This window comes from Variovorax sp. PBL-E5 (assembly GCF_901827185.1).
Classification (GTDB): Bacteria; Pseudomonadota; Gammaproteobacteria; order Burkholderiales; family Burkholderiaceae_C; genus Variovorax.
Map to the genome: position 1 here is coordinate 2,627,229 of NZ_LR594671.1, position 24,234 is coordinate 2,651,462.

General features: G+C 67.3%; 23 protein-coding genes and 1 tRNA gene. 14 read left to right on the forward strand and 10 right to left on the reverse strand.

Features of this window, described 5'->3' with window-relative positions:
* Positions 1–49: 49 nt before the first annotated feature.
* A complete protein-coding gene (fabG, locus tag WDLP6_RS12805) occupies positions 50–781 on the forward strand; it encodes a 3-oxoacyl-ACP reductase FabG (RefSeq protein ID WP_162592635.1) in 732 nt (243 codons plus the stop codon).
* 6 nt (positions 782–787) lie between these two features.
* Here fabG and WDLP6_RS12810 read toward each other — a convergent pair whose 3' ends face one another.
* The 4 genes from WDLP6_RS12810 to WDLP6_RS12825 are packed head-to-tail and all read right to left on the reverse strand — an operon-like array spanning position 788 to position 4,727.
* Complete coding sequence (locus WDLP6_RS12810) at positions 788–1,564, reverse strand: glycosyltransferase family 2 protein (protein WP_162592636.1); 777 nt, start codon at positions 1,562–1,564, stop codon at positions 788–790.
* Positions 1,531–2,328 (reverse strand): lysophospholipid acyltransferase family protein, encoded by a 798-nt coding sequence (locus WDLP6_RS12815; RefSeq protein WP_162592637.1) that lies wholly within the window; start codon positions 2,326–2,328, stop codon positions 1,531–1,533. The genes WDLP6_RS12810 and WDLP6_RS12815 overlap by 34 nt, the downstream gene beginning before the upstream one ends.
* 15 nt (positions 2,329–2,343) lie before the next feature.
* Complete coding sequence (locus WDLP6_RS12820) at positions 2,344–3,375, reverse strand: chorismate transformation enzyme, FkbO/Hyg5 family (protein ID WP_162592638.1); 1,032 nt, start codon at positions 3,373–3,375, stop codon at positions 2,344–2,346.
* Positions 3,372–4,727 carry an NAD(P)/FAD-dependent oxidoreductase gene (locus WDLP6_RS12825; RefSeq protein ID WP_162592639.1) on the reverse strand — a complete coding sequence of 452 codons (1,356 nt, stop codon included), beginning with the start codon at positions 4,725–4,727 and terminating at the stop codon, positions 3,372–3,374. The genes WDLP6_RS12820 and WDLP6_RS12825 overlap by 4 nt, the downstream gene beginning before the upstream one ends.
* 176 nt (positions 4,728–4,903) lie before the next feature.
* On the opposite strand from WDLP6_RS12825, the gene WDLP6_RS12830 reads away from it, so the two are divergent.
* The 8 genes from WDLP6_RS12830 to rng all read left to right on the forward strand — a co-directional run bounded on the left by WDLP6_RS12830 (position 4,904) and on the right by rng (position 11,898).
* Positions 4,904–5,629, forward strand: coding sequence for a YebC/PmpR family DNA-binding transcriptional regulator (locus WDLP6_RS12830; RefSeq protein WP_162567538.1), 726 nt, complete (start codon positions 4,904–4,906; stop codon positions 5,627–5,629).
* A 22-nt stretch (positions 5,630–5,651) separates the two neighbouring features.
* A complete protein-coding gene (purD, locus tag WDLP6_RS12835; RefSeq protein ID WP_162592640.1) occupies positions 5,652–6,962 on the forward strand; it encodes a phosphoribosylamine--glycine ligase in 1,311 nt (436 codons plus the stop codon).
* On the forward strand, positions 6,962–7,876 hold the full coding sequence (hemF, locus tag WDLP6_RS12840) for an oxygen-dependent coproporphyrinogen oxidase (RefSeq protein ID WP_174259869.1): 915 nt from the start codon (positions 6,962–6,964) through the stop codon (positions 7,874–7,876). Before purD ends, hemF begins: the two co-directional genes overlap by 1 nt.
* Positions 7,867–8,514, forward strand: a complete 648-nt coding sequence (nadD, locus tag WDLP6_RS12845) for a nicotinate-nucleotide adenylyltransferase (protein WP_162592641.1) — start codon at positions 7,867–7,869, stop codon at positions 8,512–8,514. Before hemF ends, nadD begins: the two co-directional genes overlap by 10 nt.
* Positions 8,514–9,167 (forward strand): ribosome silencing factor, encoded by a 654-nt coding sequence (gene rsfS / locus WDLP6_RS12850; protein WP_162592642.1) that lies wholly within the window; start codon positions 8,514–8,516, stop codon positions 9,165–9,167. The genes nadD and rsfS overlap by 1 nt, the downstream gene beginning before the upstream one ends.
* The gene (rlmH, locus tag WDLP6_RS12855) at positions 9,164–9,631 is read left to right on the forward strand and encodes a 23S rRNA (pseudouridine(1915)-N(3))-methyltransferase RlmH (RefSeq protein WP_162592643.1); all 468 of its coding nucleotides are present in this window, start codon (positions 9,164–9,166) and stop codon (positions 9,629–9,631) included. Before rsfS ends, rlmH begins: the two co-directional genes overlap by 4 nt.
* Positions 9,628–10,233: a Maf family protein gene (locus tag WDLP6_RS12860; RefSeq protein ID WP_162592644.1), complete on the forward strand. Its 606-nt coding sequence runs from the start codon at positions 9,628–9,630 to the stop codon at positions 10,231–10,233. Before rlmH ends, WDLP6_RS12860 begins: the two co-directional genes overlap by 4 nt.
* 135 nt (positions 10,234–10,368) lie before the next feature.
* On the forward strand, positions 10,369–11,898 hold the full coding sequence (gene rng / locus WDLP6_RS12865) for a ribonuclease G (RefSeq protein ID WP_162592645.1): 1,530 nt from the start codon (positions 10,369–10,371) through the stop codon (positions 11,896–11,898).
* Between the two features lie 120 nt (positions 11,899–12,018).
* Here rng and msbA read toward each other — a convergent pair whose 3' ends face one another.
* On the reverse strand, positions 12,019–13,803 hold the full coding sequence (msbA, locus tag WDLP6_RS12870; RefSeq protein ID WP_162567545.1) for a lipid A export permease/ATP-binding protein MsbA: 1,785 nt from the start codon (positions 13,801–13,803) through the stop codon (positions 12,019–12,021).
* A 137-nt stretch (positions 13,804–13,940) separates the two neighbouring features.
* Here msbA and tolB point away from each other — a divergent pair, with 137 nt between their 5' ends.
* The 5 genes from tolB (at position 13,941) to WDLP6_RS12895 (ending at position 17,502) form a co-directional block, all read left to right on the forward strand.
* On the forward strand, positions 13,941–15,257 hold the full coding sequence (gene tolB, locus WDLP6_RS12875) for a Tol-Pal system beta propeller repeat protein TolB (RefSeq protein WP_232080680.1): 1,317 nt from the start codon (positions 13,941–13,943) through the stop codon (positions 15,255–15,257).
* Between the two features lie 19 nt (positions 15,258–15,276).
* Positions 15,277–15,795 carry a peptidoglycan-associated lipoprotein Pal gene (pal, locus tag WDLP6_RS12880; RefSeq protein ID WP_162592646.1) on the forward strand — a complete coding sequence of 173 codons (519 nt, stop codon included), beginning with the start codon at positions 15,277–15,279 and terminating at the stop codon, positions 15,793–15,795.
* The gene (ybgF, locus tag WDLP6_RS12885) at positions 15,792–16,544 is read left to right on the forward strand and encodes a tol-pal system protein YbgF (RefSeq protein ID WP_162592647.1); all 753 of its coding nucleotides are present in this window, start codon (positions 15,792–15,794) and stop codon (positions 16,542–16,544) included. The genes pal and ybgF overlap by 4 nt, the downstream gene beginning before the upstream one ends.
* Before the next feature lie 15 nt (positions 16,545–16,559).
* Positions 16,560–17,372: a tRNA threonylcarbamoyladenosine dehydratase gene (locus WDLP6_RS12890; RefSeq protein ID WP_162592648.1), complete on the forward strand. Its 813-nt coding sequence runs from the start codon at positions 16,560–16,562 to the stop codon at positions 17,370–17,372.
* Positions 17,373–17,426: 54 nt separating this feature from the next.
* A tRNA-Lys gene (locus tag WDLP6_RS12895) sits at positions 17,427–17,502 on the forward strand.
* Positions 17,503–18,402: 900 nt separating this feature from the next.
* Here WDLP6_RS12895 and WDLP6_RS12900 read toward each other — a convergent pair.
* From WDLP6_RS12900 to WDLP6_RS12920, 5 genes are all read right to left on the reverse strand, one after another.
* A complete protein-coding gene (locus WDLP6_RS12900; RefSeq protein WP_162567579.1) occupies positions 18,403–19,305 on the reverse strand; it encodes a LysR family transcriptional regulator in 903 nt (300 codons plus the stop codon).
* 100 nt (positions 19,306–19,405) lie between these two features.
* Positions 19,406–19,591, reverse strand: a complete 186-nt coding sequence (locus WDLP6_RS12905) for a hypothetical protein (RefSeq protein WP_162592649.1) — start codon at positions 19,589–19,591, stop codon at positions 19,406–19,408.
* Positions 19,592–19,815: 224 nt separating this feature from the next.
* Positions 19,816–20,388: a hypothetical protein gene (locus WDLP6_RS12910; protein ID WP_162592650.1), complete on the reverse strand. Its 573-nt coding sequence runs from the start codon at positions 20,386–20,388 to the stop codon at positions 19,816–19,818.
* 28 nt (positions 20,389–20,416) lie between these two features.
* A complete protein-coding gene (locus WDLP6_RS12915) occupies positions 20,417–22,447 on the reverse strand; it encodes an ABC-F family ATP-binding cassette domain-containing protein (protein ID WP_162592651.1) in 2,031 nt (676 codons plus the stop codon).
* Entirely contained in the window at positions 22,444–24,198 is a 1,755-nt protein-coding gene (locus WDLP6_RS12920; protein ID WP_162592652.1) for a peptidase M14, read from the reverse strand. Before WDLP6_RS12920 ends, WDLP6_RS12915 begins: the two co-directional genes overlap by 4 nt.
* Positions 24,199–24,234: the final 36 nt, after the last annotated feature.

Genomic DNA, 24,234 nt, shown 5'->3' on the forward strand with positions numbered 1-24,234 from the left:
GGCCGCCCGAAGGCGCTCGCACCGCAGCCCGCAGGGCGGAGGTTCTCTCATGACTCTCACAGGAAAACGCGCTCTCGTCACCGGCGCCAGCGGCGCGCTCGGCACGGCCATCGCGCAGCGCCTGGCGCGCGACGGCGCCACCGTGCTGCTGCATGCCAACTCGCGGCCCGAAGCGGTCGGGCAACTGGCCGCCGCCATCGTCGCCGCCGGCGGCAAGGCCGAATGCGTGGTGTTCGATCTGCGCAGCGACGATGCGGCGCGCGCCGCCTGCGAGCGCATGCTCGAGGGCGGCCCGGTGCAGGTCATCGTCAACAACGCGGGCGTGCACGACGACGCGGTGCTGCCCGGCATGAGGCACGAGCAGTGGCACAGGGTGATCGACGTCTCGCTCAACGGCTTCTTCCGCGTCACCCAGCCCTTGCTGTTGCCGATGCTGCGCACGCGCTGGGGCCGCATCCTCAACATCTCGTCGGTCGCGGCGCTGGCCGGCAACCGCGGGCAGGTCAACTATGCAGCCGCCAAGGGCGCGCTCAACAGCGCGACCAAGGCACTCTCGCTCGAAGTGGCGGCGCGCGGCGTGACGGTCAACGCGATCGCGCCGGGCATCATCGCCTCGCCGATGGCCGACGGCGCTTTCGACGCCGCGATGATCAACCAGCTGGTGCCGGTCAAACGCGCGGGCACGCCCGAGGAAGTGGCGGCGCTGGCCGGCTTCCTGGCCAGCGACGAAGCGGCCTACATCACGGGCCAGATCATCTCGATCAACGGCGGAATGATCTGAGCCTGCTCAGGGCTGGAAGGGCGGCCGTCGACGCAGCCTGCGGAGCACGAGCGAAGGCAGCCGCACGATGAACTCCAGAAAGAGCCTGCCGTGCATCCAGCTCAGCAGCAGGTTGTCGCGCACGTAGCGGAAGTGCGAGACGCCGCCCTCGGCGGCCGTGAGGTACTTGACCGGCGCGTCGATGTTGACCGGCTTCACGCCGCGCCAGGCGAGGCGGACCACGGCTTCGGTGTCGAAGTCGAAGCGCCGCATCCAGGGTTCCCGCGCCATGATGGCGATCAACGCCGCGACCGGGTACACGCGAAAGCCGTAGAGCGAATCGCCGATGCCCGCGAACAGCGTCTCGACCTGGGTCCAGCCGTTGGAGACGCGCCGGCCGCGCACGCGCAGCAGCGGTGCGCTGGCATCGAACACGGGACGGCCGAGGACCATGGTGTCGGGCCGGGCCTGCGAGGCCTGCATGAAGGTCGGAATCAGATCGGGCGGGTGCTGGCCGTCGGAATCCATCGTCAGCGCGTGCGTGAAGCCGGCCTCTGCAGCCGCGCGCAGGCCGTGCAGTACCGCAGCGCCCTTGCCCTGATTGGTCGGCAACAGCCACGCGCGCAGGCCGGGGTCGGAGGCTGCCATCTGCTGCAGGCGCTCGCCGGTGCCGTCGGTGCTGCCATCGACCACCACCCACACGGGATTCCACTGCGCACGCGCCGCACGGACCGTGGAGAACAGCTGCTCACCCGTGTTGTAGCTGGGAATCAGGACAAGGTGGGTGCGCGAGGCGTCTGGCATGCGGGCTGCGCCTCGGGGGCGCGCTGTTCCGAGGGATGGCGGAAGTACTGTTCGATCTGGCGCAGCAGCAGGTCGCTGTCGTGCGAAGGCGCGAAGCGCTGGCCGAGTCGCAGCGTGAAGACGATCGGCAGCGGCGGCACGCGCCACAGCGGCCAGCCCTTGGCGAGGTAGGGCGATTCGGTATCGATGAAGACGGTCTGGATCGGCGCCTGCGCCAGCTTGGCGATCAACGTGACGCCGGGGCGAAACGCATTGAGCGGCGGCGTGACGGTGCGGGTGCCCTCGGGGAAGATCACGAGCTGGCCGCCGTTCTTGAGGTCGGCCACGGCGAGCCGCACCATGGTGCGCGCCGAGTCGTTGCAGATGTACCGCGCCAGCCGCGCGCCTGCACCGAGGAAGACGTTGCGCATCAGGTCGGCCTTCATGATGCAGGCACTGCGCGGCAGGCGCGCCACCAGCAGCAGCGCATCGAGCATCGTCGGGTGATTGGCCACGAGGATCAGGCCCTGTTCGTCGCGCAGGGCGTCCAGGCAGCCGGCGTCGATGCGCATCATGCCGGTGGCCGAGGCGGCGGCCCAGAAGAAACGGTAGGCCCGCGCGATGACGCTGCGGCCGAGCGCACGGCCGGTGGCCGCCGGCAGCACCGGATAGAGCAGCATCGCGATCAGGTTCCAGACCAGCGAGATGCTGCCCAGGCCCAGCAGCAGGGCATAGAGCGGCAGGGCCAGCGGAATCGAGAGGGCCCAGCGAAGCTGCGGGTTCATTGGGTGCCGGCGCATTCAGGGGCGCAACGCGCCGTCGGTGACCGCGTGGGCCTCGATCTCCACCAGCAGGTCCTGGCGGCAGATGTCGGCCTCCAGATAGACGGCGTGGCTCACGGTGTGAGACGCCGCGCCCAGCGTTTCCTCGAGCACCTGGCGCACCATCGGTGCCTGGTCGACATGGCGCACGTACACCACGCAGTCCAGGCGCGAAAGATCGAAGCGGGTGGTGGCGCGCGCATTGGCCGCCTCGATCACCGCGGCCAGGTTGCGCAGTGTTTCCTGGGTCTGGGTGCGGACATCGCCGATGTGCACCGTCTCGTGCCCGACGATGCTCGCCGTGCCCGAGATGAAGAGCGCCACGTCGCCGCCGCCGATCTCCGCCAGTGCGGCGCGCGAGAAGGTTGGCGAACGCGGGCCGTAGGTCGGCGGATAGCGGTAGGCCGAGACCTGCCGCGGATTCTCGACCGGCAGGGGCGCGACGCGCCCGGCCAGGAAGCGGATGCACAGCGCGCCCTGCCGGATGCCGAGCGCACAGGCGGCGGGCGCGCCTTCGAACGCGGCCTGGCCGGCGTCGATGAAGGCCTGCTGCCGGCCCAGGTTGAACTGCCGGTAGCGTTCCATGCCGCCGCCGTCGCCGTTGATCTGCGGCAGGTAGTTCCACACACGCAGCAGGTGCGCGCAACCGGTCTGCGCCAGAGCTTCGAACAGGTCGTGGTAGGCGCGCTGCGCCAGCACGGCCAGGCCTTCCTTCTCGACCGCTTCGTCGAGGTCGATGGCGCCGAGCATCCAGTGGCCGTCGCAGCGCCAGCGCACGACGCCGGTGGTGCCCGACTCGATGTGCTCGCTGGCATGCCAGACATCGGCCATCGCGCCCGCCTGCGACAGCACGCGCGCGTTGACGGTAGGCATCCATGCGAGATCGTCGGGCGTTCCGTAGCCGAGCGCGCCGAAGGGCGAACGGCCGTCCGCGGCCAGGGCCAGACTGTCGGGCAGCGACAGCCGCTCGACGCGCAGGGGAGGGGCCCCGAGGGGATCGCGCGCGGTCACTTGGCCTCGACGATGTTTTCGCCGGCGAGCGGCCCGAGGTCGCGGATGTTGCGACGGCGTCTTTGCCAGGCATCCCAGCTTCGTCTCGCATTGCCCGCGGAGACGGCGAAGTAGATCAGCTTGAGAATGCGCAGCGAGCGCCAGATCGGCGTCTTGCCGTGGATGTCGCCGGCCAGCAGCGACATGAGTGCCTCGCCGACGCGAAACGGATTGGATGGGGTCATGAAGAACTCTCGCATGGTCGGATTGGTGACGCGGACGATGAACCACGTGAACTCGCGCGGGCCTTTGCGCATGTAGCGCTCGAAGCGGCGCCGCACTGCCGCGGCCTGGCGCGGCCGGTCGAGTGCGGCACCGACCACCTCCACGCCTTCGAAGGCGTTGTGCATCGCCAGATAGACGCCGGAAGAAAAAACGGGATCGACGAAGGTGAAGGCGTCGCCCAGCATCAGGTAGCGCTCGCCGCTGCAATGGCTGCTGGTGTAGGAGTAGTTGCCGGTGGCGTAGGCGGCATCGTCGACCAGCGTGGCGTTCTTCAGTCGCTCGGCCAGCGGCGCGCACATCGCGATGGTGTCGGCAAAGAAATCCTTCAACGGCTTGCTGCGCGACTTGAGGTAGTAGGGCCAGCACACGGCGCCGATGCTGGTGGTTCCGTCGGCCAGCGGGATGTACCAGAACCAGCCGTGGTCGAACCAGAAGATGGTGATGTTGCCTTCGAGCTTGCCAGCCGCGCGCTCGGCATTGGTGAAGTGGCCGAAGAGGGCGGAGCTGTTGTGCTTGCGGTTCTTCTCCTTGGCCTTGAACTTGTTGGCGAGGAAGGTGTCGCGGCCCGAAGCGTCGATGACGAAGCCGGCGCGCCAGCTGCGCTTGGCGCCGTCGTCCAGCACCGTCTGGATGGTGGCGCCGTCGGCATCGAAACTGACGTCGCGAACGCGGCAGCCTTCGATCGTGTGCGCGCCTTGTGCTGCCGCGTTGCGAAAGAGGATCTCGTCCATCTCGGAGCGCCGGACCTGCCAGGCATAGGGCATGGTCTTGTCCCAGGCCTCCGAGAATTCGAGGCGCGTCACGAAGTCGTGATCGGGCGAGACGAACTCGACGCCCCATTTGGGCATGCCGATGCGCTCGAGCTGGTCGCGCACGCCGAGCTTGTCGAACAGCGCGACGTTGGCGGGAAGCAGCGATTCGCCGATGTGAAAGCGCGGGTGGTGCGCCTTCTCGACCATCACGACCTTGCGGCCCTGGCGGGCGAGCAGCGCGGCCGCCGTCGAGCCGCCCGGGCCGCCGCCGATCACGAACACGTCGCAGGTGTCCTGCGCGATCGCTGCGGCTTCGTTCGTCGTTGTGGTGTTCATGCGCAAGGGCTTCAAAGGGTTCGGGGTCCATGCCCCTTCCGGGCCGTGGTGCATCAGCCTGGACGATTATCCCCAAAAGGCATCGACGGCCCTGTAGGCATGCGCCGGGCGTTGTACGCGGCGGACAGTAAACTCGCTTCCTGCTTCGAAAACACAAGATAGCGAGATAGAAAGCCATGGCCGGACACAGCAAATGGGCGAACATTCAGCACCGCAAAGGCCGGCAGGACGAGAAGCGCGGCAAGCTCTGGACCCGCGCCATCCGTGAAATCATGGTGGCCGCGCGCACCGGCGGCGGCGACCTGAGCGCCAATCCGCGCCTGCGGCTGGCGGTCGAGAAGGCCAAGGCGGTCAATCTGCCGGCCGACACCGTCAAGCGCAACATCGACAAGGCCACCGGCAACCTCGAAGGCGTCAACTACGAGGAAATCCGCTACGAAGGCTACGGCATCGGCGGCGCCGCCATCATCGTCGACACCATGACCGACAACCGCGTGCGCACCGTCGCCGAGGTGCGCCATGCCTTTTCCAAGCACGGCGGCAACATGGGCACCGAAGGTTCGGTCGCCTTCCAGTTCAAGCACTGCGGCCAGTTCGTGTTCGCGCCCGGCACCAGCGAGGACAAGGTGATGGAAGTCGCGCTCGAGGCCGGCGCCGAGGACGTCGTCACCGACGACGAAGGCGCGATCGAGGTGCTGACGGCCGTCGGCGATTTCGAGGCGGTCAAGAACGCGCTCGAGGCCGCGGGCCTGAAGCCCGAGCTGGCCGAGGTCACGATGCGGGCCGAGAACACCATCGACCTGGCCGGCGACGAAGCCGCCAGGATGCAGAAGCTGCTCGACGTGCTGGAAGACCTGGACGACGTCCAGGAGATCTACCACAACGCCGCGCTGTCCGAATGACACAACCCATGAAAGCCTGCGCATGAAGGTACTGGTGATCGGGGGAGGCGGCCGCGAGCACGCGCTGGCGTGGCGGCTGGCGCAGGCCGAACGGGTCAGCAAGGTCTACGTGGCGCCCGGCAACGGCGGCACGCGCACCGATTCGCGCTACGAATGCATCGACCTGGCCGAGCCCGCCGCCCTGCGGGCCTGGGCCGCGAAGGAAAAGATCGCGCTGACCGTGGTCGGCCCCGAGGCGCCGCTGGCCGCCGGCGTGGTCGACGAGTTCCGCGCCAACGGGCTGCGCATCTTCGGGCCGACCAAGGCGGCGGCGCAGCTCGAAAGCTCCAAGGCCTTCTCGAAAGCCTTCATGGAGCGCCACCGCATTCCGACGGCCGAGTACGAGGCCTTCACCGATGCCGCGGCCGCGCACGCCTACGTCGACGCCCGGGGCGCGCCGATCGTCGTCAAGGCCGACGGCCTGGCGGCCGGCAAGGGCGTGGTGGTCGCCATGACGGTCCAGGAGGCGCACGAGGCGATCGACTTCATGCTGGTCGACAACAAGTTCGGCGTCTCGCACAACGAGGGCGAGGACGGCAGGGCGTCGCCGCGCGTCGTCATCGAGGAGTTCCTTGCGGGCGAAGAGGCCAGCTTCATCGTGCTGTGCGACGGCCGCAACGTGACCGCGCTGGCCACCAGCCAGGACCACAAGCGCCTGCAGGACGACGACCAGGGGCCGAACACCGGCGGCATGGGCGCCTATTCGCCGGCGCCGGTGGTGACCGCGGAGGTCCACGCGCGCGCCATGCGCGAGATCATCCTGCCGACGATCCGCGGCATGGAGAAGGACGGCATTCCCTACACGGGCTTCCTCTACGCCGGCCTGATGATCGATGCCGCCGGCCACCCGAAGACGCTTGAATTCAATTGCCGCATGGGCGATCCCGAGACGCAGCCGATCATGATGCGGCTGAAGTCCGATCTGTTCGAGGTGTTCTGGCATGCGACCGACGGCACGCTGGACCAGGTCGAACTCGACTGGGACCGCCGCGTCGCGCTCGGTGTGGTGATGGCGGCGCACGGCTATCCGCTCGCGCCGCGCAAGGGCGATCGCATCGTCGGCATTCCGCCCGAAGCGCCCGATGCCGTGGTGTTCCATGCGGGGACCACGCTCGACGGCAAGGAACTGCGCACCAGTGGCGGCCGCGTGCTCTGCGTGACCGTGCTGGCCGACAGCGTCAAACAGGCGCAGCAGCGCGCCTATGCGGTGGCGGCGCGCATCCAGTTCGACGGCGCGCAGTACCGCAAGGACATCGGGCACCGCGCTGTCCACGCGCGCGGCGCGCAGAGCTGATGCCCTCGCAGCCGGAAGCGGTCGGCGATTACCTGCGCGGGCTGCAGCAGCGCATCGTGGCAGCGCTCGAGGCGGCGGACGGCACGGCCTGCGTGCGCGATGCCTGGCACAAGGAACCGGGCGAGCCCTTGCAGGGCAGCGGCCTGACCTGCATCCTCGAGGATGGCCCGCTGTTCGAACGCGCGGGCTGCGGCTTCTCGCAGGTGCGCGGGCCGAAGCTGCCGCCCTCGGCGACGCAGCACCGGCCCGAGCTCGCCGGCGCGCCCTTCGAAGCGATGGGCGTCTCGCTGGTGTTCCATCCGCGCAATCCCTATGTGCCGACCGTGCACATGAACGTACGCATGATTGCCGCGCTGCCAGCCGACGCGCCGCCGGTGTGCTGGTTCGGCGGCGGCATGGACCTCACGCCGTACTACGGCTTCGAGGACGACGCGGTGCATTTCCACCGCAGTTGCCGCGATGCGCTCGCGCCCTTTGGCGACGACAAATATCCGCGCTTCAAGAAGTGGTGCGACGCGTATTTCTTCCTGAAGCATCGCAACGAGCAGCGCGGCATCGGCGGCATCTTCTTCGACGATTTCGCTGAGCTGGAATTCGCTCGGAGTTTTGCCATGCTGCGCTCGGTCGGCGACGCCTTGCTGCCGGCCTATCTGCCGATCATGGAGCGGCGCCGCGACACGCCCTACGGCGAGCGCGAGCGGGCCTTCCAGCTCTACCGCCGCGGGCGCTATGTCGAGTTCAATCTGGTGTGGGACCGCGGCACCCATTTCGGCCTGCAGTCGGGTGGTCGCACCGAATCGATCCTGTTGTCGATGCCGCCGCTCGCGAGCTGGGCCTATCGCCAACAGCCCGCGCCGGGCAGTGCGGAGGCCGCCCTGTACGAGCACTTCATCGTGCGGCGCGAATGGCTGTGACGGGCGCGCCCCCCGGCGACGCGCGGCAGGCGCTGCGCATCGGCGTGTTCGGCGGCGCCTTCGATCCGCCGCACGACGCGCACCGGGCCCTGGCCGAGGCGGCGCTGGCGCAGCTGGCACTGGCCGAACTGCGCATCTTTCCGACCGGCCAGGCCTGGCACAAGCAGCATGCATTGAGCGCTGCCGAGCATCGGCTGGCGATGACGCAGCTGGCCTTTGCCGGCCTCGCGAACACGGTGATCGATGTCCGCGAGATCCGGCGCGCGGGGCCGTCCTACACCCTCGACACCCTGCGCGAGCTGCAGCAGGAACGGCCGGCGGCGCAACTGGTGCTGATCATGGGCGCCGACCAGGCGACGGCCCTTCCCAACTGGCATGGCTGGCGGGACATCTTGTCGATCGCTATCGTTTCTGTAGCGTATCGCGCAACAGCCGCGGGCTTTGCCGATCGATTTGACCCTAGAATCCTGCCTGACCTGCCAGCCACCGCGCGCTTCGAGCCCCTCGAGCTTCCCGCGATGGACGTCAGCGCGACCGAGATCCGGACACGCGTTGCGCACGGCGAAGATATTTCCAGCTTGGTTCCTGCGGCGGTTGCACGCTATATTGACCGACATCACCTCTACCACTCCGCCTGATGACCACTGAAGCCGCCGCCAAGAAAGACACCCAGAAACTCCAGAGAGCCATCGTCGATGGGCTGGAAGACGTCAAGGCGCAGGACATCCAGGTTTTCGATACCGAGCATCTCTCGCCGCTCTTCGAGCGCGTGATCGTCGCCTCCGGCACATCCAACCGTCAGACCAAGGCGCTCGCCGCCAGCGTTCGCGATGCGGTGCGCGACGCCGGCTTCGGCAAGCCCCGCGTCGAGGGAGAGGCCAATGGCGAATGGATCATCGTGGACTGCGGCGCGGCGGTCGCGCACATCATGCAGCCGGCGATCCGGCAGTATTACCATCTCGAGGAAATCTGGGGCGACAAGCCGGTGCGTTCCAAGCTCGGTGCTTCCAAGCCCGCAGCGCCTCCGGTCCTGAAGCTGGTCGAGAACAAGCCGGCGTCGGCAAAGACCACCTCCCTGCGCCGCACCAGCGCCGCCAAGACGGCGATCCGCGCCGCTGAGCAAGCGGCCAAGCCGAAGCTCGTGGCGAAGAAGCCAGCGACCAAACCGGTGCTGAAGAAAGTCATCGTGAACAAGGCGCCCGCGAAAAAGGCCGCAACGGCCGGCGCCTCGAGGAAGGCCGCTCCCACGGCCAGGAAAGCCACGCGCAAGACCCCCTCGCCGAAGTCATGAAGCTGCTGGTGGTCGCAGTCGGGCAGCGCATGCCCGACTGGGCACAGACTGCCTGGGACGACTACGCCAAGCGCTTCCCGCCCGAACTCAAGCTCGAACTGCGCGCGGTCAAGACCGAGCCGCGCGGCTCCAAGACGATCGAGACGCTGCATGCCGCCGAGCGCGATCGCATCGAAGCGTCGATCGCCAAGGGCATGCGCGTCGTGGCGCTGGACGAGCGCGGCACCGCACTCACCACCAAGGCGCTCGCGGCCCGTCTGCAGGCATGGCAAGGCGAGGGCGATGACGTCGCACTCGTGATCGGCGGCCCCGATGGGCTCGATCCCGCCTTCAAGGCCGCGGCGCACGAGCGCATCCGGCTGTCCGATCTGACGCTGCCGCATGCGATGGCGCGGGTGTTGCTGGTCGAGCAGCTGTACCGGGCATGGTCGGTCAATGCCGGCCATCCGTACCACCGCGAATGAAGGTCGGCTTCATCTACCTGGCGTCGCAGAGTCCGCGCCGTGCACAGTTGCTGACGCAGCTGGGGGTTCGCCACGAACTGCTGCTGGCCGCGCCCGACGAAGACGCGGAAGCACTGGAGGCGGTGATGAAGAGCGAAGCGCCCGCGGCCTATGTCCAGCGTGTCACGGCCCTCAAGCTCGATGCGGCGGTGGCGCGGCATCGGCGCCTGGGCCTGCCCCCGGCGCCCATTCTCTGCGCCGACACCACCGTCGCGCTGGGCCGGGCGATTCTGGGCAAGCCCGAGCATGCACGCGATGCGCAGCGCATGCTGGCCCTGCTCGCCGGACACACGCACCGCGTGCTGACTGCGGTCGCAGTGCAGCACGGCCAGCGCAGGCACGCGGCGCTCAGCGTGTCGCGTGTGCATTTCGCCGCCGTTGGTGCAGCGCGCATCGCCGACTACGTGGCAAGCGGCGAGCCATTGGGCAAGGCCGGTGCCTATGCGATCCAGGGACGCGCCGCGGCCTTCGTCGAACACATCAGCGGCTCGCATTCGGGCATCATGGGCCTGCCGATGTTCGAGACAGCGCAATTGCTGCGCAAAGTCGGCTTTACTCTCTGAGACCATGACAAGCGCCTTGCCACCACCCCATGCCAAGGCCGCCGAGGGTCCGGCTCCGCCGGCCCGCCGGTGGCGCCCCCTGGTAGGTGGGTGGGCGAAGCGACACGAAGTGCGTGCAGCCTGGGGGGCGAGCCAATGACTCAAGACATCCTGATCAACTGGTCGCCGCAGGAGACCCGCGTCGCGCTGGTCGAACAAGGTGCCGTGCAGGAGCTTCACGTGGAGCGCACGCTCGAGCGCGGCCTGGTCGGCAACGTCTATCTCGGCAAGGTCTCGCGCGTGCTGCCCGGCATGCAGTCGGCCTTCATCGACATCGGACTGGACCGCACCGCCTTCCTGCACGTGGCCGACATCGTGACGCCCTTCACGCCGGGCTCGCGGCCGAGCAGCGTGCAGCCCGAACGCGATCACCGCAACGCGAGCGCCATGGTGCCGATCGAGAAGCAGGTGTTCGAAGGTCAGTCGCTGCTGGTGCAGGTGATCAAGGATCCGATCGGCACCAAGGGCGCGCGGCTGTCGACTCAGATCAGCATCGCCGGACGGTTGCTGGTGTTCCTGCCGCAGGACAACCATGTCGGCGTCTCGCAGAAGATCCCGCCCGACCTGCGCGATGCGCTGCGCGCGCGGATGCAGACGCTGATCGAGGCCGCTGCCGTTGCCGAGAGCGGCGGTGTGCTGCCGGTCAACACGGGCGGCTTCATCCTGCGCACCAATGGCGAGGATTCGAGCGACGCCGAACTGGCCGAGGACATCGCCTACCTGCGCAAGACCTGGTCGCGCATCCGCGAGCTGTCGATGCGCATGCCCGCGATGTCGCTGCTGCACCAGGACCTGAGCCTGCTGCAGCGCGTGCTGCGCGACATGACCAGCGAAGACACGCAGACCATCCGCATCGACTCGCGCGAGCAGTTCGATGCGCTGCTCAAGTTCGGCCTCGAGTTCATGCCGCAGGCAGCCGGCAAGCTGCAGCTCTACAAGGGCGAGCGGCCGATCTTCGACCTCTATGCGATCGACGAGGAGATCGCGAAGGCGCTTGGCCGGCGGGTCGACCTGAAGTCGGGCGGCTACCTGGTCGTCGACCAGACGGAAGCGCTGACCACGGTCGACGTAAACACCGGCGGCTTCGTGGGTGCGCGCAATTTCGACGACACGATCTTCAAGACCAACCTCGAGGCGGCCCAGGCCATCGCGCGCCAGCTGCGGCTGCGCAACCTGGGCGGGATCATCATCGTCGACTTCATCGACATGGCGCGCGACGACCATCGCGAGCAGGTGCTGGCCGAGTTTCGCAAGCAGCTCGCGCGCGACCGGGTCAAGACCACGGCGGGCGGCTTCTCGCAGCTGGGCCTGGTCGAGATGACGCGCAAGCGCACGCGCGAATCGCTGGCTCACATGCTGTGCGAGCCCTGCGCCGCCTGCAAGGGCCAGGGCATCGTGAAGACCGCGCGCAGCGTGGCCTACGACGTGCTGCGCGAGATCCTGCGCGAGGCGCGGCAGTTCACGCCGCGCGAGTTCCGCATCGTGTCCTCGCCGCAGGTGATCGAGCTGTTTCTCGACGAGGAGAGCCAGCATCTTGCGGGGCTGAGCGACTTCATCGGCAAGCCCATTTCGCTGCAGGCGGAGCCTGCGATGGGCCAGGGCCAATACGACATCGTGCTTCTCTAGCTCGCCCCCAGGCTGCGCGCACTTCGTGTCGCTTCGCCAACCCCCTGCCGGGGGCAACACCTGCGGCCCGGCAAAGCCGGTTCCGCGGTGTTTCGCGAAGGGGCAGGGCGCCAGCGTGTTTCAGAGCGTGGCTGTCTGGCCCGCGGGGGTCTTCTTGATCGCATTGGTCTGCAGCCGCGCATAGAGCCCGTCCAGCGCCATCAGCTGCGCATGGCTGCCTTGCTCGGCGATGCGGCCGTGTTCCATCACGACGATGCGGTCGGCATGCTGGATGGTCGACAGCCGATGCGCGACGATCAGCGTGGTGCGGCCTTGCATCAGCCGCTGGAGGGCGTCCTGGACCAGCCGCTCGGATTCGGTGTCGAGCGCCGAGGTGGCCTCGTCGAGCAGCAGGATCGGCGCGTCCTTGTAGAGCGCCCGCGCGATCGCGAGCCGCTGGCGCTGGCCGCCCGAGAGCTGGGTGGCGTTGTGGCCCAGCACGGTGTCCATGCCCTGCGGCAGGCTGTCGACATGCCCGGTCAGGTTGGCCGCTGCGATGCATTCCAGCACGCGTTGCCGCTCGATCGATGCACCGAGCGCGACGTTGGCGGCCAACGTGTCGTTGAGCATCACCACGTCCTGGCTGACCATCGCGAATTGCGCGCGCAGGCTTCGCAGCTGCCATTCGGCGGTCTCGTGGCCGTCCAGCAGCACCTGGCCGGCGCTCGGCAGCACGAAGCGCGGCAGCAGGTTGACCAGCGTGGTCTTGCCCGAGCCGGAAGGTCCGACGAAGGCCACCACCTCGCCGGGCTCGATGGCGAGGCTGACGCCGTCGAGCGCGCGTGCCTCGTCGTCGCCGCGGTAGTTGACCCGCACGTCGCGCAGCTCGATGTGACCCTCGGCGCGAGGCAGCTCGAAGCGGCCTTGCGGTTCCGAGGCGACGCTGTCGATCAACGCGAGCCCGCGCTCGAGCGCCGCCAGGCCGCGCGTGATGGGATTGGCCATGTCGGCGAGCCGGCGGATCGGCGCGATCAGCATCAGCATCGCGGTGATGTAGGCGACGAAGCCGCCTACCGTCAGGCCCTGCTCGCCGCTTTGCCAGAGCGCGATCATCACCACCACCGACAGCGCGACCGCGGCCAGCAGTTGCGTGAGCGGCGTCATCGCGGCCGATGCGATGGTCGACTTCACCGCGAGCCGATTCAGGCTGTGGCTCAGGCGCTCGAAGCGGGCGGTCTGCCCGGCTTCGGCGTTGTGCAGACGCACCATGCGATGGGCCAGCACATTCTCCTCGACCACATAGGCGAGTTCGTCGGTGGCCTGCTGGCCGAGGCGGGTGAGGTGGTAGAGGCGTTTGGACAGCACCTTCATAATCCAGGCCACGCCGGGCACGAGCACGCCGACGATCAGCGTGAGCTTCCAGTTCAGATAGAGCAGGTAGGCGAGCAGCGCGATCAGCGTGAAGCCATCGCGCGAAACGCCCAGCAGCGCCTGCACCAGCAGCATCGCGCCGGTCTGGACTTCGTAGACCACGGTGTTCGACAGCGCGCTGGCCGATTGCCGCGAGAACAGCGCGAGTTCGGCCGCCAGCAGGCGCTCGAAGAGCACGCGGCGCAGCCGCTGCATGCCTTCGTTGGCGATGCGCGCCAGCGCGTACTGCGAGACGAACTGCGCGAGACCGCGCACCGCGAACAGCAGGATGATGGCTGCCGGCACGGTCCAGAGCGCAAGCTGTCCGCGCGAGAAGCCACGGTCCAGCAGCGGCTTCAGCAGCGCGGGCATCAGGGGTTCGGTCAGCGCGGCCAGCATCGCGGAGACGATGCCGATCACCCACCAGCGACGCGAGCCGCCGAACCAGGACATGAGTCGCGCGAGTCGGCGCTTCAGAGGGGGGCGCGCGATCTCGGCGGCGGGGGAAGGCTGCATGGCGGCGGATTCTACGGTCGCGCCTGTAGGACCAAGCCGGTTTCCTCTACGTCTTGTGACGCTGCATCCATTGCAATGTGTACCATGGAGCCCCGTCCGGCTTTGAAACTTAATCGCCGGAAACTTCTCCGAACTGCATGAACAAGCCGTTGCAAGATATCTCCCCAACCCCTTCTTCATCGTTCCTGGCCCGTCGCACCCTGATTGCGGCTCTTGTTGCCTCTCCCGCGTTTCCGGTCCTTGCCCAGTTCCGGGTGGAGGTTTCCGGCGTGGGGCTGACCCAGTTGCCGATCGCGCTGGTTCCGTTCAAGGGGCAGGATGCGTCGCCGCAAAAGATCTCCGCCATCATCCAGGCCGACCTCGAACGCAGCGGGCAGTTTCGCGGCGTCGACGCGTCCGGGCAGGATCTGGACGAGGCCTCCCATCCGGACCTGAGCCTGTGGCGCCAGCGCACGGCCGATTCGCTGGTCGTGGGCAGCGTCAAGCGATTGGCCGATGGCCGCTACGAGGTGCTCTTCCGGCTGTGGGACGTGGTCCGCGGGCAAGACCTCGGTGGCCAGAGCTACACCGTGCCGCAAGGCGACCTGCGTCTGGCTTCGCATCGCATCGCGGACTACGTCTACGAAAAGCTGACCGGAGAAAAGGGCATCTTCTCGACCCGCATCGCCTACGTCACGAAGAACGGCGCGCGCTACAACCTCTGGGTGGCCGACGCCGACGGCGAGAACGCGCAGGCCGCGCTGGCCAGTCCGGAGCCAATCATCTCGCCGCGCTGGTCTTCCAACGGCACGCAGCTGGCCTATGTGTCCTTCGAGTCGCGCAAGCCGGTGGTGTACGTGCACAACGTCTCCAGCGGCCAGCGTCGCCTGGTGGCCAACTTCCGCGGCTCCAACAGCGCGCCGGCCTGGGCACCGGACGGCAGCACGCTGGCGGTCACGCTGAGCCGCGACGGCGGGTCGCAGCTCTACACGATCTCTTCGAACGGTGGAGAACCGCGCCGGCTCACGCAGAGCAACAGCATCGACACCGAGCCGTTCTATTCGGCCGATGGCGGCACGATCTACTTCGTGAGCGACCGCGGCGGTGCACCGCAGATCTACAAGATGGGCGCCGGCGGCGGCAATCCGACGCGCGTGACCTTCTCCGGCACCTACAACATTTCTCCTGCGATCAGCGGCGATGGCCGGTGGTTGGCCTACATCTCTCGCATTGGCGGTGCGTTCAAACTCCAGGTGATGGAACTGGCGACCGGAAATGTCCAATCGATCACCGACACCTCGGCCGACGAGCGGCCGAGTTTTGCCCCCAACAGCAAGCTGATCGTCTATGCCACGCGCCTGCAAGGCCGCGAGGCATTGATGACCACCACGCTCGACGGAAAAATAAAAGCTCGACTGGCAGGACAGGCGGGAGACATCCGGGAACCGGACTGGGGTCCGTTTCTAAAGCAATGATTCACATGAGGAGTTCGAAATGTTAAGACGTACGATTTATTCGCTGGCCATCGTGGCGCTGATTGCCGGTTGCTCGTCCGGCACCAAGCTGAACGACACGCCGGTGGTCGACCGCAATGGCGGCGTGGGCGGCGCGGGCGGCGCAGCCAGCGGTGTGGCGCCGGTGACCATCGACCCGAACGCCGGCACGGCGCAAGGCCCGGTCGGCGTCGCGCGGATCATCTATTTCGACTTCGACAGCTACACGGTCAAGCCCGAGTTCCAGCAGCTCATCGATGCGCATGCGCGTTTCCTGAAGGCCAACCCGGCACGTCATGTGTCGATCGAAGGACACACCGACGAACGCGGCGGCCGCGAATACAACCTGGCGCTCGGCCAGAAGCGTTCGGAAGCGGTGCGTCGGGCCTTGAATCTGCTCGGCGTCTCCGACAACCAGGTCGAGGCCGTGAGCTTCGGCAAGGAAAAGCCGGCGGTGCAGGGTACCGGTGAAGAAGTGTGGGCGCAGAACCGCCGCGCCGAGATCTCCTACCGGCAATGAGGCAACGCGCCTCCTTGCGAGGCGCGGCCATTGCCGCCGCCTTGCTATGCGCCTCGCTGGGCGCGCACGCCGCGCTGTTCGAGGACGACGAGGCTCGCAAGGCGATCCTCGATCTGCGCCAGCGCGTCGAAGCCATGCGCCAGCAGAGCGAGCAACGCCAAACTGACGACAACGCGCAGTTGCGGCGGAGCCTGCTCGATCTGCAGAACCAGATCGAGCAGATGCGCGGCGACATGCAGCGCCTGACCGGGCAGAACGAGCAGCTCACGCGCAGCATCACCGAGCTGCAGCAGAACCAGACCGCGATCGGCGACAAGCTCAAGCAGAACGAGCCGACCAAGGTGTCGGTGGACGGCCGCGAATTCACCGCCGATCCCAAGGAAAAGGCCGACTTCGATGCCGCGCTCGGCGTGTTTCGCGGCGGCCAGTTCGCGCAGGCACAGACCGCGTTCGCCGACTTCGTGAAGCGCTATCCGCAAAGCGGCTACAACGCCTCGGCCCTGTTCTGGCTCGGCAATGCGCAGTACGCCACGCGCAACTACAACGAGGCGATCGCCAATTTCAGGTCGATGCTTTCCCTCGCGCCCGACCATGCGAAGGCGCCCGAGGCCGTGCTGTCGATCGCCAATTGCCAGATCGAGCTGAAGGACACGCGCGCGGCGCGGCGCACGTTGGAAGATCTGGTCAAGGCCTATCCCCAGTCGGAAGCCGCGCAGGCCGGGCGAGAGCGCCTCTCCCGACTCCGATAGCGCCGGGCGCGCAGCGTGTCGAGCACCCTGTCTCCCATCGTCCAGGCGGACGATGCCGATCTGGCCCGTCGCTTCGGCGGACTGGAGCGCCTTTACGGCGTGGCAGGAGCGGCGCGTCTGCGCGATGCCCACGTGCTTGTCGCCGGCATCGGCGGTGTCGGCTCATGGGCGGTCGAGGCGCTCGCACGCAGCGCGGTCGGCCGCTTGACGCTGATCGATCTCGACCACATTGCAGAATCCAACATCAATCGCCAGATCCACGCGCTCGACACCACTGTGGGCCAGGCCAAGGTCGAAGCGATGCGTGAGCGCATTGCCCATATCAATCCGGCGTGCAAGGTTCTTGCGATCGACGAATTCGTCGAGCCCGGCAACTGGGCGGCGCTGCTGGCAAGCGCAGAGGCAGCCCACGGACCGGTGAGCGCCGTCATCGATGCCTGCGACCAGGTGCGCGCCAAGCTCGTGATGGCCGCATGGGCACGTGAGTCGGGCACGGCTTTCGTTACGGCCGGCGCGGCCGGCGGAAAGCGGCTGGCGCACAAGGTCGACATCGATGACCTCGCGCTGGTCACCCACGATCCGCTGCTGGCGCAGCTGCGCCAGCGCCTGCGCAAGATGCACGGTGCGCCGCGCGAGGGACGCAAGATCGGCGTGAGCTGCGTCTTCAGCCGCGAGAGCGTCGCACCCCCGGATGCCTCGTGCGCCATGGAAGGCGATGGCTCGCTCAATTGCCATGGCTATGGTTCGATGGTGAGCGTCACGGCCACCTTCGGCCAGTGCGCCGCCGGCTGGGTCATGGACCGGCTGGCTCGCGGCACCACGCTATAATTTCGGGCTTTGCCGGATTCGTCCGCGCAACGCAGGGTCGATGAAATCGAGAGTGGGACGTTAGCTCAGTTGGTAGAGCAGCGGACTTTTAATCCGTTGGTCACAAGTTCGAATCTTGTACGTCCTACCATTCAACCCGCGTGGAATATAGAAGGCCTGCTATCTATTCGGTGGCAGGCATTTTCTTTGGCTGCTTCATTGTCAGATTGTTGCCAGAAGGACTTCCGCACTACTGCTCCACAATCTGTTGCCATGACGAAACGACTTGTCTTTTGGACGCTCGTGCTAGCTGTTCTTGTCGCAGTGGCAGCGGGCTTTGGATGGCATGCCCATACGGTAGAACAGGCCACGCAGGCCGCCGCCGCAGCGGAAGCTGAGAGAGAAGGGCAGATCTCAAAATTCGGTGACCTACGCCTTCGCTGGCAAGACGCAGTCCGCCTGGCCTCAAACTCCTCGTGAACAGCTGTCAGGCCCGATAGCTACGTTGCAGGAACTCCGACGAGAGGTAGATCAGATCTTCCTTGCCTGTAGCCCTGTGAACGGCCTTGGCACGTACTGCGCGGCATGGATAGAGGCATCGGCACCATGCTGAACTACATGAAAGAGGGCGACGGCGATTTCGATGAGTCGAAGCTTGGCTGGATGAATGAAAGACTGGATCTGGCGAACAAGCGTTTGGCTGAGGGCTGTGGCATCTAGTTTTGTCGCCACGCCGATTGCCGGCACTTCCACGTCACGAAGAAGGCCCCGAAGAGCCTGTGATCATCGTCATGCGCTTTTCTTCTCAGCCTTGCGCCCCGCGTGCGCTTGGGCTTCTTGATCGGCTTGCGCGGCTCACCTTCCCTTGAGCTGTTATGACGCGAATCGTGCGGACTACAACATCTTCACGGGCTAGCCGGAAGAGTCATAGATAAAGAGAGGGCGGCGTCGATCGCCGGCCCGGCCGAGTGCGACCCGGATTCGAAATTGGGCATCGGCGGGTTGCGTCGGATGCGAGGCGTCCCCGCCAGACGACCCGCATCCCTGCGCTTCAGCGCCCTGCGACATCCTTCACGCCGATCCGCGTCTGCAGGAAATCCAGCAGTGCCCGCAAGGCTGCGCTGTTGTGGCGTCGCTGCAGGTAGGCGGCGGAAAGCCACATGTCGTTGCGAACATGGTCCTGCAGCACAGGCACCAGATCGCCATGGTCGATGTGCGATTGCACCATGAGGGCCGGCATATAGACCACGCCGAAGCCCTGCAGCGCCACCTGGACCAATGCGGCGTTCTCGGTCGCATCCATCCGGCTTTTGACAGCCACGTCGAGCGGATGGCCATCGACTTCGAAGCGCCACTGCGGATGCGGGCCGGAACGCGAATGGGTGAGCGCCTCGTGGTCGGACAGCTCGGCAGGATGCAGCGGCGTGCCGTGCTTCTTCCAGTAGGCCGGCGATGCGCAGACGGCCAGCTTGACGAGCGCCAGCTTGCGCACGATCAGGTTGTCGTCCTCGATCGGGCCGAAACGCAGCGCCAGGTCGATGGCTTCTTCGGCCATGTCGATCGTGCGGCTGCTGAATTGCACGCTGAGGCTGACTTCAGGGTAGTGCCCCATGAATTGCCCGAGCAGCTTGGGCAGATCGCCCTGTCCCATGCCGTGCGGTGCCGCGATGCGCAGGCGGCCGGTGGGCCGGCTCGCATGCTCCTGGAGTTCGGCCTGGGTGAGCTCCACCATTTCGAGAACGGGCTTGCTTCGCTCGAGCAGCAGCACGCCGGCATCGGTCAGGCTCACGGAACGTGTCGAGCGATTGAGCAGCCGCACGCCGAAGCGGGTTTCCAGCTCGGCCACGTACTTGCTCACGGAAGCCTTCGACATGTCGAGCTTCTTGGCGGCGCGCGAGAAGCTGCCGTGCGCGGCAACTTCGCAGAAGGTCTTGATCAGGTCGAGGCTGTCCACTGCGGTCGACTCTAGCGCACCGTGTTCGCCAGCGCACCGGCCGGTGCGGGACGAGCCCAATCAGCGTTGCAAGGACTGCTTGCAGGCTTCGGCAGCGGTGTCAGGGGGTTTCGTCGTCCAGGGCGGAAGCGCCGGCGGTGGTGATGGCAGACACCATGCCGACTGCGCTGGCGCGCAGCAGTTCCTGCCTCAGCGCTGCTTCGAGCAGGTGGCGCGCGGTATCCGGCCGATCGTGGTCGTACTCTTCGTCCAATTCGCAGTGCAGGTAGTAGTCGACTCGGGCCATGAGCCTTTCTATCGCTGCTGCAAGGTCTGTCTCATTCATCTTCCGCTCCTCCGATTTCGCCGTGCGGAACGACGTCACCTTGATCTGTCTCGTGTCGCCTTTGCCGGTCGTCTCCGCATCCGTACCCGAGTATGGTGATTATGACCCTCTTGGCCAATTGTCCAGGATCGCGTGTCGTGGTAGGCCAACAGCCTGTGGGGGCAAACGGCCTGCGATGGTCGGCCTCATCGCAGCCGCAGGCGATCCCATGTTCGAGTGAGGCGCGAAGGGGTTCGCGGCCTATCCGGCCCTCCTTCCTCGGGGGCCAGAGGCGAGGGAAGCCTGCGTCCGACAGACTGCGCGACCTTGACGCAATCCCGGATGTGCAGCTCGCCCAGCGTGCGCAGCGCGGCGTAGCCCAGCGCGGCAGATACCACCTGGCCCGCGACCGGGACGTATTTGGCTGCCTGCTGCGCCGTCAGCCGGATCCCGGCATGGCGCGCCAGCCTGAGCAGCAGCTCGCGCGTCACGAACTTGCCGACCAGCAAGGCGCCGACCGCCGATGCCGCTTTCTGGATCCGGTCGCGCTCGTGCGGCGCCAGGCGTTCGATCTGGGTCACCGAGAGGCCGAATTCGGCGCTGATCTGCGGAACCAGCCGCGTGAGCAGGGCAGCATCGGCGGCCCAGTCGACACCCGGCAGCGGGACCGCGCTCGCCGCGGCAGCGATGAGCGCCTTGCGCCCGAGCAGGCGCCGGCTGCGCTGGATCGCGGCAATGAGCTGGGGATCCCCCTGGGCAAGTTCGATGGCCGAAGGCATGCTTCGTGCAGCCTATCACGCCTATTCGTTATGCGGCGAGCGCCTCCAGCTGATCCGACAGGGCCAGCCAGCGCTCCTCGAGCTCGCCGATCTCGTCGTTCAGGGCCTTGAGCCGCTTGCCGGCCTCGGCGATCTCCGCCGCTGCAAGCGGCGCGGCCAGCCGGGCTTCCAGCGAGGCCTTCTCGGCGCCGGCGCTGGCGAGTCGCTGATCGATCTGCGCGAGCTCGCGCTTGAGCGGCTTGGCCTGGTCGCTGCGCTGCTGGCGGTCCTGCGCGTCGGCCTTGCGCTGAGTCCTGCCGGACGCCGCCTCGGGGGCCGCGGGCGCCTGCGTCTTCGCTGCCTGGACGGCGGGCGGCGGCGCTTCGGCCACGGCGACAGCGGCGATCGCGTCGCGCGTGGCCGCCTTGGCCTCTTCGCGCTGGCGCTTGGCCTCGTCCAGCAGGTAGCGCTGGTAGTCGTCGAGATCGCCGTCGAAGTCGGCGACGACGCCGCGCCCGACCAGCCAGAACTCGTCGCAGACGGAACGCAGCAGCGCCCGATCATGGCTCACCAGCATCAGCGTGCCTTCGAACTCGTTGAGCGCGACGGCCAGGGCCTCGCGCGTCGCCAGGTCCAGATGGTTGGTCGGCTCGTCGAGCAGCAGCAGGTTGGGGCGCTGCCAGACCATCATGGCCAGCACCAGGCGCGCCTTCTCGCCGCCGCTCATCGTGCCAACCGGCTGCTTGACCATGTCGCCGCTGAAATTGAAGCTGCCGAGGAAGCCGCGCAGGTCCTGCTCGCCGGTGCGCTCCTTGACGCTCGCGCCGAGCTCGCGCGCCATGCGCACCATGTGCTCGAGCGGCGTGTCCTGCGGGCGCAGCACGTCGAGTTCCTGCTGCGCGAAATAGCCGATGTTGAGGCCCTTGCCCTCGGTCACCGTCCCGGCCAGCGCGCCCATTTCGCGCGCGATGGTCTTGACCAGCGTCGACTTGCCCTGTCCGTTGGCACCCAGGATGCCGATGCGCTGGCCGGCCAGCACCGAGCGGCTCACGCCGCGCAGGATGGTCTTCGGCGGCTCGCCTTCGGCCCGGTAGCCGAAGCTCGCATCGCTGATCGAGAGCATCGGGTTCGGGATGTTGCCCGGCTCCTTGAATTCGAAGGTGAAATCGGCCTCGGCCAGCAGCGGCGCCACCTTTTCCATGCGCTCCAGCGCCTTGACCCGGCTCTGCGCCTGCTTGGCCTTGCTCGCCTTGGCCTTGAAGCGGTCGATGAATTTCTGCAGATGCGCGATCTTGTCCTGCTGCTTGGTGAAGGCGGACTGCTGCAGCTCCATCTGCTGCGCACGCAGCGTTTCGAAGGCGCTGTAGTTGCCGCCATAGCGCGTGAGCTTGGCATGCTCGATGTGCAGCGTGACGTCGGTCACGGCGTCGAGGAATTCGCGGTCGTGGCTGATCACGATCATGGTGCCGGCGTATTTCTGCAGCCAGGACTCGAGCCAGACCAGGGCGTCCAGGTCCAGGTGATTGGTGGGTTCGTCGAGCAGCAGCAGGTCGCTCGGGCACATCAGCGCGCGCGCCAGTTGCAGGCGCATGCGCCATCCGCCCGAGAAGCTGTTGACCGGCTGGTCGAGCTGGTGCACCTTGAAGCCGAGGCCGAGGACCAGCGCCTGGGCGCGCGGCACCGCATCGTGCTCGCCCGCATCGGCGAGGTCGGTGTAGGCATGGGCCAGGGCCATGCCCATGTCGTGATCGTCGGGGTCGGTCTCGTGCGCCGCTTCGGCGGCCGCCAGGGCCTGGCGCAGTTCCACCAGCCGCGTGTCGCCGCCGACCACGAAATCGCTGGCGCCTTCCTCGGTTTCGGGCATGTCCTGCGCGACCTGGGCCATGCGCCACTGGCGTGGCAGCGAGAAGTCGCCGCCGTCCTCGTGCAGCGTGCCGTTGAAGAGCGCGAACAAGGTGGACTTGCCGGCGCCGTTGCGTCCCACCAGCCCGACCTTCTCGCCGGGGTTGATGGTGACGCTCGCGCCGTCGAGCAGCACTTTGGCGCTGCGGCGCAGGATGACGTTCTTCAGGGTGATCATGGACTCGGCGAAATCAGGCCTATGGCTTCGACCGCGGCCAGCACGGCGGCGGTCTGGGTGTCGTGGGCAAATACGAAGGAACCACCGTAGATCGTTTCGTCCGGAAACTCGGTGATCAGGGTCAGGGCGGGTCCGGGGCGGTCGACCTCGCTGAGGGAGCAGGCCGTGCCGTGGATGACTTCGAAGGGAAGCTCGCCAGCATGCGTATTGTAAGTGGCGAGCTGGGCCGCGTTGAAGGCCATGAGTTCGAGCCGCTCTGCCAGCCGGCCGCAGACATGCTCGGCGAGCCGCCGCGCCGTGTCCGCCCATCCCTTGCGGTAGCGCAGGATCAGGAAGAAGCCCTTGGGCACCGTCCACAGTTCGAAGCCGCGCGGGAGATAGCCGCTCAGCGGGCGCGTCCACTCGTGGGCCGGGTAGCCGTGCAGGTTGATGTGCAATGCGGCGCCCGACAGGCGCAGCGCTTCGTACCGCGCCTCGCGCTCGTGGAAGGGCGCATGCTCGCGGTATTCGACGTCGTCGCCCAGCGCCGTGTAGCGTGCCGCATGGTGCATGTGCTGCGGCGAGTGCGCGCAGAGCTCGCGGTGCAGCGCGTAGCCGTCGGGGTTCTCGAGCGCGATCAGCGCGAAGTGCGCGTCCGGCTGCGCGGCCAGATGCCGCGCGGCGCGCAGCGCGCCGACGACGCCCGAGGTCTCGTTGGCATGCTGGCCGCCGCTGACGATCACCGCCGGACCGGCGCCTGGATGGTAGATGCCGACCACGGCCCGGCCTTGCCGGCTCGTGGCTTCGAAGCGCTGACCGGGAATCCCGGCAAGTTCCTGCGCGATGCGCGCGAAGCCGAGCGGGGCCGTAATCCTGTCGAGCGGCATGTCGTTCGCGGCCGCTTCATCGGCGATCGGTGCCGGGTATTCGCGCAAGCCGATGCGCAAGCCCACTTCGCCTTCACTCACGCGCACGTCCGGCACGATCTGGCCCGGCTGCAAGCGGCGATCGCCGGGCGGCCGTCCGCTGCGCTGCTGGAACAGCTCCAGCAGCGAGAAGTACAGATCCTCGTGCAGCGCCTCGTGAAGATCGACCCAGGGTGCACCACTCTCCGCCGTGGCCGCGACGCCCGGCAGATCGATGCGGATGTCGAGCCGTTCGAAACAGGGTTCGGTGGCCGGCCAGGGATGCTGGCGCAGCGTGTCCATCGCGAGCCGGAACAGCGCTTCGTAGTCGGAGGGCCGCGCGCCGTCCGTCACCGGCGCTTCGCCTTGCGTGATCTTCATCCAGGCGCAGGGCGACAGCAGGGTGTTGAAGAGCACATCCTGGTGCACGCGGTTGGGTGCGAAGACCCAGTCGGTGCGCTGCCTGCCATCGTGCCAGCGCAGTTCGATTTCGTGGCACGGCGTGGCCTCGGACGGTGTCTGCGGCACGAGCTGCAGTTCGACGCCCGCAAGCATCTCCGCCAGCGGATAGGCCTCCAGCGCGAAGCGGCGCGCCGATGCCATCGGATGCACCGGACAGTGAACCGTCACGCTGGCCAGCCCGGCAAGGTCGACCTCTTCCTGGAAGTGATGGACCAATGGCTTGTAGGCGCTGTGAAAGCGTGCCGCGATGCCGGCCTCCGCGAGGCGTTGTTCGGCGGCACGTCGTGCGGCCAGCCCTTCGAACAGCCACGCATCGATGCGAAGGCCGGGGCGGCCGTCGGCCAGCATCGACTGCACCCAGGCGTCGAGCGTGCGCGGCAATCGGGTGTCGAGAAGGACGTTCATTCTTTGCGTCTGCAGGTCGGCGCGAGCACGGTCATG

Bases quoted from the DNA above. Each gene is read 5' to 3' on its own strand.
- fabG (WP_162592635.1), top strand. From the start codon at position 50: ATGACTCTCACAGGAAAACGCGCTCTCGTCACCGGCGCCAGCGGCGCG.
- WDLP6_RS12810 (WP_162592636.1), bottom strand. From the start codon at position 1,564: ATGCCAGACGCCTCGCGCACCCACCTTGTCCTGATTCCCAGCTACAAC.
- WDLP6_RS12815 (WP_162592637.1), bottom strand. From the start codon at position 2,328: ATGAACCCGCAGCTTCGCTGGGCCCTCTCGATTCCGCTGGCCCTGCCG.
- WDLP6_RS12825 (WP_162592639.1), bottom strand. From the start codon at position 4,727: ATGAACACCACAACGACGAACGAAGCCGCAGCGATCGCGCAGGACACC.
- WDLP6_RS12830 (WP_162567538.1), top strand. From the start codon at position 4,904: ATGGCCGGACACAGCAAATGGGCGAACATTCAGCACCGCAAAGGCCGG.
- purD (WP_162592640.1), top strand. From the start codon at position 5,652: ATGAAGGTACTGGTGATCGGGGGAGGCGGCCGCGAGCACGCGCTGGCG.
- hemF (WP_174259869.1), top strand. From the start codon at position 6,962: ATGCCCTCGCAGCCGGAAGCGGTCGGCGATTACCTGCGCGGGCTGCAG.
- nadD (WP_162592641.1), top strand. From the start codon at position 7,867: ATGGCTGTGACGGGCGCGCCCCCCGGCGACGCGCGGCAGGCGCTGCGC.
- rsfS (WP_162592642.1), top strand. From the start codon at position 8,514: ATGACCACTGAAGCCGCCGCCAAGAAAGACACCCAGAAACTCCAGAGA.
- rlmH (WP_162592643.1), top strand. From the start codon at position 9,164: ATGAAGCTGCTGGTGGTCGCAGTCGGGCAGCGCATGCCCGACTGGGCA.
- WDLP6_RS12860 (WP_162592644.1), top strand. From the start codon at position 9,628: ATGAAGGTCGGCTTCATCTACCTGGCGTCGCAGAGTCCGCGCCGTGCA.
- rng (WP_162592645.1), top strand. From the start codon at position 10,369: ATGACTCAAGACATCCTGATCAACTGGTCGCCGCAGGAGACCCGCGTC.
- msbA (WP_162567545.1), bottom strand. From the start codon at position 13,803: ATGCAGCCTTCCCCCGCCGCCGAGATCGCGCGCCCCCCTCTGAAGCGC.
- tolB (WP_232080680.1), top strand. From the start codon at position 13,941: ATGAACAAGCCGTTGCAAGATATCTCCCCAACCCCTTCTTCATCGTTC.
- pal (WP_162592646.1), top strand. From the start codon at position 15,277: ATGTTAAGACGTACGATTTATTCGCTGGCCATCGTGGCGCTGATTGCC.
- ybgF (WP_162592647.1), top strand. From the start codon at position 15,792: ATGAGGCAACGCGCCTCCTTGCGAGGCGCGGCCATTGCCGCCGCCTTG.
- WDLP6_RS12905 (WP_162592649.1), bottom strand. From the start codon at position 19,591: ATGGCCCGAGTCGACTACTACCTGCACTGCGAATTGGACGAAGAGTAC.
- WDLP6_RS12910 (WP_162592650.1), bottom strand. From the start codon at position 20,388: ATGCCTTCGGCCATCGAACTTGCCCAGGGGGATCCCCAGCTCATTGCC.
- WDLP6_RS12915 (WP_162592651.1), bottom strand. From the start codon at position 22,447: ATGATCACCCTGAAGAACGTCATCCTGCGCCGCAGCGCCAAAGTGCTG.
- WDLP6_RS12920 (WP_162592652.1), bottom strand. From the start codon at position 24,198: ATGAACGTCCTTCTCGACACCCGATTGCCGCGCACGCTCGACGCCTGG.